Origin of the sequence: Chloroflexus sp. (assembly GCF_049970315.1) — a bacterium.
Lineage (GTDB): Bacteria > Chloroflexota > Chloroflexia > Chloroflexales > Chloroflexaceae > Chloroflexus.
Genome location: NZ_JBMFNE010000048.1, coordinates 1 through 5,420, shown reverse-complemented (window position 1 = coordinate 5,420; position 5,420 = coordinate 1). Strand labels below are relative to the sequence as shown.

General features: G+C 55.1%; 5 protein-coding genes. 4 read left to right on the top strand and 1 reads right to left on the bottom strand.

Annotated elements, in window-relative coordinates; translation table 11 throughout:
• Positions 1–561 precede the first annotated feature (561 nt).
• The 4 genes from ACP5OT_RS17620 (at position 562) to ACP5OT_RS17605 (ending at position 4,401) form a co-directional block, all read left to right on the top strand.
• Complete coding sequence (locus tag ACP5OT_RS17620; RefSeq protein ID WP_424677554.1) at positions 562–1,350, top strand: hypothetical protein; 789 nt, start codon at positions 562–564, stop codon at positions 1,348–1,350.
• A 161-nt stretch (positions 1,351–1,511) separates the two neighbouring features.
• A complete protein-coding gene (locus ACP5OT_RS17615; protein WP_424677555.1) occupies positions 1,512–2,183 on the top strand; it encodes a M50 family metallopeptidase in 672 nt (223 codons plus the stop codon).
• Positions 2,184–2,194: 11 nt separating this feature from the next.
• The gene (gene tpiA / locus ACP5OT_RS17610; protein WP_428132886.1) at positions 2,195–2,947 is read left to right on the top strand and encodes a triose-phosphate isomerase; all 753 of its coding nucleotides are present in this window, start codon (positions 2,195–2,197) and stop codon (positions 2,945–2,947) included.
• Positions 2,948–3,075: 128 nt separating this feature from the next.
• Positions 3,076–4,401: a hemolysin family protein gene (locus ACP5OT_RS17605; protein ID WP_424677557.1), complete on the top strand. Its 1,326-nt coding sequence runs from the start codon at positions 3,076–3,078 to the stop codon at positions 4,399–4,401.
• Between the two features lie 86 nt (positions 4,402–4,487).
• Here the strand turns inward: ACP5OT_RS17605 and ACP5OT_RS17600 are convergent.
• Positions 4,488–5,420, bottom strand: a 933-nt coding sequence (locus tag ACP5OT_RS17600) for a TolB family protein (protein ID WP_428132884.1), incomplete at its 5' end; no start/stop codon positions are given.

Below are 5,420 nucleotides of genomic sequence, written 5' to 3'. Positions count from 1 at the left end.
AGCGAGCAATCTTCCTCACTCCTTCCCCACGTTAGGATTGCTCGGGCACTGGCGTGCCCTCGAAATGACAAAGGGGGACGCCCCTGCGCCACGTTAAGATTGCTCGGGCACTGGTGTGCTCTCGCAATGACAGTGGGGGCAGTACCATTTGTCATTTCGAGCGTAATGTCATTGCGAGCGTAGCGAGCAATCTTCCTCACTCCTTCCCCACGTTAGGATTGCTCGGGCACTGGCGCGCGCTCGCAATGACAGTGGGGGCAGTACCATTTCACCGCTTCAGCTGGCTGATACCGGTATTAAATGCCAACAAATTACTATGCGGCTCGTGCCCGTCAGCCCCATAACTGTGCAAATCATCACAAATCAAAGCAGTTGCAGATCGTGTATTATAAGGTTTGCAGAACGGGCACTGCCCACTTGAGAAAACGTGCCTACTGTGCTATATTATGCACAAGATTTGACATTTAAAGAAAAGATAGTACCGCTTTATCGGTCGTTATCCACCCGGAGACAACCGATGGGGGTACTCTAGAAGTGTTACAACGAGTGGAACCGCCGTTGATGATTGTGGGTCACCTGGCCCCTGATCTCGACTGCCTCACCGCGATCTGGCTATTAATGCGGTTTGGCCCGGCGAAAGATGCCGATCTACGATTCGTACCTGCCGGGCGAACATGGCAGGATCAACCGGTCGATGCCAACCCACGGATTATTCATGTTGACACCGGTGGTGGACGGTTCGACCACCATCAGACCAACGACCCGACGCTCAGCGCAGCCGAGCTGGTGCGACGGGTGGTTGCGCCTAACGATGAAGCGTTACGCCGTCTGGTTGATCAAGTAACGCGGATCGATCATGCCAATTATCGGCCGGGTCATGTCTTTTTCAATATCAATGACCTCATTGCCGGTTACAACGCACTTTATCCCAACCACCCCCACCATGTAGCGCAAGCGATGCTGGCGAATCTCGATGCCTGGTACGAACACGAGGTACGCCAGTTACGTTTTGAGCAAGCGTTTCAAAACCGACTAGAGTTTGAGACGCCGTGGGGGTTGGGAATTGCCGTACAGAGCGTGGATGGTGGTTCATCACGCTTAGCCTACAGCTACGGCGCGGTGGTGTTTGCATACCGTGATCGACGGGGTTACATGGGAGTGACAGCACAACGTCGCTCGAATGTCGATCTGCAACCGGTGTACGAGACGTTACGTCAGCGCGACAGTCAGGCGGATTGGTATCTACATCCAAGTCACCGGCTCTTGCTATGTGGGACGCCGAAAGCACCGCCACGCCGCTTATCGCAACTGTCGCTCGAAGAATTGGTCGAGATTATTCGTCGTAAATAGCGGTTTAGGCCGATAGGTTGGTGTAACACCGGAGAGGGGTGAGATGGTATCTCACCCCTCTCTGTGGTTAGGTGAGCGCAATGGTACCAGCAGGATGGTCTGCGATGGCAATATGCTATAATGAGATTACAAATATTTGTCAACCTACTGTGGAATGCGCCGTGCGAAATCTAACCTCATTCGATACCATCTTCGATCAATCCCGCAATGACAATATCGAGCTGCTCAAGGCATGGGCCGGCACGACGCTGGCATTTGCCATTATGCAAACTGGTGCCTCGAACCTCATCAGTAGCACGTTTATCGTGAATCTGGTCGTGGCGGCGATTGTGGCCGGGGTCGGGTTCGTTCTCCACGAACTTGCTCATCGCATTGTCGCGCGTGGGTATGGAGCAGAGGCACACTTTATTGCCAACGATCGCTGGCTACTTCTCTCGATTTTGATCAGCTTGTTGGGTATTTTCATTGCCGCGCCGGGAGCAGTCTGGCATCGTGGTCTGTTAACCGTGCGGCAGAGTGGGCTGATCGCCCTAGCTGGCCCGGTTACTAATCTTGTGTTGTCTTTCCTGTTTCTTTTGTTGTTTGTACCGATCATTATGTTGCGTCCACCATTCTTCGATCTGTGGATAACAGTTTGTTATATTGGATTTCGCTTTAACGCTTGGATTGGCCTGTTCAATATGATCCCGGCCGGCCCGTTTGACGGTGCGAAGGTGTTGGCATGGGATTGGCGAGTCTTTGCCGTCACCGTGGCTGTTGGCGTTGGCTTGACCTTCTTGCTGAGTGATAGCATGATCTTTAGCATCTTGCGGGCGCTAGCCCAGATGTTGTAAATGAGGATGCAATGCGAACTCCGTTAATCGCCGGTAACTGGAAGATGTACAAGACGATTGGTGAAGCGACGGCGCTCGTGCGTGATCTCCTTGCCGAACTTGGCCCGCTTACCGATCGTGAAGCAATTGTCTGCCCGCCGTTTACGGCGTTGGCGGCGGTAGCGCCGTTGGTAGCCGGTAGTGCGTTGGGGTTGGGGGCACAGAATCTCTACCCTGAGGCACAAGGGGCATTTACCGGTGAGGTTTCACCAGTGATGTTGACCGATGTTGGTTGCCGTTATGTGATCGTCGGTCATAGTGAGCGTCGGCACTATTTTAGCGAGAGTGATGCGCTGGTGAATCGCAAACTGCGGGCCGCCTTAGCCCACGGCCTACACCCGATTGTCTGCGTCGGCGAGAGCAAGCCGCAGCGTGATGCCGGACAGGCCGAGCCAATTGTGACGGCACAAGTGCGGGCAGCGTTGGTCGAGGTACCGCCGGATCGAATGCCGGATGTTGTGATCGCGTATGAACCGATTTGGGCTATCGGTACCGGTGATACGGCAACACCGGCTGATGCCCAAGCGATGCATGCGGCGATCCGAGCTACACTAGCCGAACTCTACGGCTCTGAGATTGCCACCGCAGTGCGTATTCAGTATGGTGGCAGTGTCAAACCAGACAATATCGATGAACTTATGGCACAACCCGACATCGATGGCGCCCTTGTGGGTGGTGCTTCGTTGCAGGCGGCCAGTTTTCTCCGCATTATTCAGTACCGGTAAATGGAATCTGAACGTAGTTTCAGACAAATCGGTACGAGGCGACGGTTGATCCAACCGTCGCCATTTGTGCTTCAAGTTCAAATCGGTACATACCGGTTCCGAGTGCAGATGATCGTATTCGCTTGGCTATGCAAGAATTATTAATCATTGTCGCGCTGGCATTGGCGAATGGAATGTTTGCCGCCACCGAGCTAGCAGTTGTTTCTGCCCGCCGAGGCCGGCTCGAACAGCGCGCTGAAGAGGGAAGTCGCGGGGCAGCGGTTGCTATCCAATTGCAAGAAGATCCCGATCGTTTTCTGGCCGCAGTGCAGATCGGTATTACACTGATCGGAACACTGAACGGTGTCTTTGCCGGCGCAACCCTGACCGGTCAACTCGCACCATGGTTTGCCCGCAATGAGTGGCTACGACCGTATGCCGACCAGTTGGCCCAATTTTTGGTCGTGCTGCTGGTTACGTACCTGTCGCTGGTGTTGGGGGAGTTGGTACCGAAGCGTATTGCCTTGCAAAGTGCCGAGACCATTGCGACGCTGATGGCTCGACCAATGTTAGGGCTAGCGCGGATCAGTACACCGATCATTGTGTTACTTAGTGCTTCCACTCGTTTGATCCTTACCCTAATCGGGCGCGCGAATGTCGAGGAGGAGCGGGTCACCGAAGAAGATATTCGAGCACTCGTTCGGGAAGGTGCCGAGACCGGTGAGGTCGAACCGCAAGAGCAGCAATTCATCGACCGTGTCTTTAGGTTCAGCGACCGGGCAGTGCGCCACATCATGACCCCGCGCCACGAAGTTGAGATGGTAGAAGCCAACCACACGCTCGGGGAAGTGATCGATGAGTTATTGGCGAGTGGCTACTCGCGCTTTCCGGTGTATGAAGAGACACCAGATCAGATTGTCGGGATTGCCCATGTGCGTGATTTGCTCTTACTCTACCGAAAAAAGGGTGAGCAAGCGTTAGTACGGGAAGCCGTCTCGCCACCGCTCTACGTACCGGAAAATAGTCGGGCATCGGCGCTGCTGACCACATTTCGTCGCAGCCGTCGCCATATGGCGTTGGTGGTGGGTGAGTTAGGTGGGATCGAGGGCGTTGTGACGCTAGAAGATGTATTGGAAGAGATTGTGGGCGAGATTGATGACGAATACGACGATGCTACTCCACCACCAATCGTGCGTCGCGAAGATGGTTCATACCTCGTTGAGGGTTCATTACCGGTTGATGAGGTACGCGCATTGCTTGAAGTCGATGAGCTACCCGACGAAGACACGTTTCGTTATGAGACGTTGGCCGGGCTGGTGATTAGTCTGATCGGTCATATTCCAACCGCCGGTGATGTCGTGCGGTGGAGCGGATGGCGGTTTGAAGTGGTCGATATGGACGGGTTGCGTGTAGATAAGGTGTTGATCGCGCGCGATTCAACCACGAATCATACATCAACGTCCCCATCGCGGTAGGGTACATCGTGATGCGGCCCGGTGGTTGTATAGGGCCGCACGGGAGCCGCATGGGGGGCCGCACGGGGGCGCACGGCCGTGCGGCCCTACTGGGCCCACAACGGCCAGCGGTCTTGGGCGGTGTTTTGGGTGACTTGTTGGGTTATCGTACCATCGCTGACGTTCAGGATATAGATCTCGAAGTCACTGTCGCGGTCGCTGGCGAAGGCCAATTGGCGGCCATCGGGCGACCACGTCGGTGCATCGTCGGTGGCGGGATTGTTGGTCAGGCGACGCACATTGCTACCGTCGCTGTTCATCACATAAATCTCCCAATTCCCGTCGCGGTCGCTGGCGAAGGCAATTTGTTTGCCGTCGGGTGAGACGCGGGCGAAGCGATCATTGACAGCGTTGTTCGTCAGGTTGCGGATGTTGGTTAGTTCGGCGAAGAGTTGGGCTACCACCTGCCGCCGCACGATTGGCTGATAGCGCAACTCGGCCCGGTAAATCTCGAAATTGCCGTCACAGTCGCTCACCCAATAGACCACGCGCCCGTCTGGCGACCATGCCGGCGTTTCGTAGCGGCAGGCTGGCAGATCACGGGTTAGACGCATTGCGATAGGTAGACTGCCGGGAGCTGGGCCTGACCACAAGTTAAGGTCTGGACGTCCGGTGCGCTCTGAAACAACGAGAAGCTGGGTACCGTCAGGCGATACCATTGGATTGAATTCATTGACGGGTTTCGTGAGAAATTCCGGTAGTTTGTCTGGCGGCTGTTCGAGCTGATCACGAACGTCGATAGTGCTTATGCGAGTGGCTGACGCACCCGGCGCTGTCTCACTGATGCTAGCAGCGATGCTGTTGAGGGCATACACTTGGCGGTAGCCTGGTTGATCGCGCCGCGAATCGACTGCCAACATCTGTTGGGCCGGATCCCAACTGCGCAGCCACGAAAATGCGACAGTTTCGTTATTGTTGAAGGTTATACGCTGACCACCACCGTTAAAATTGGCACGGTAGAGTTCCCAGTAGCTACCGGT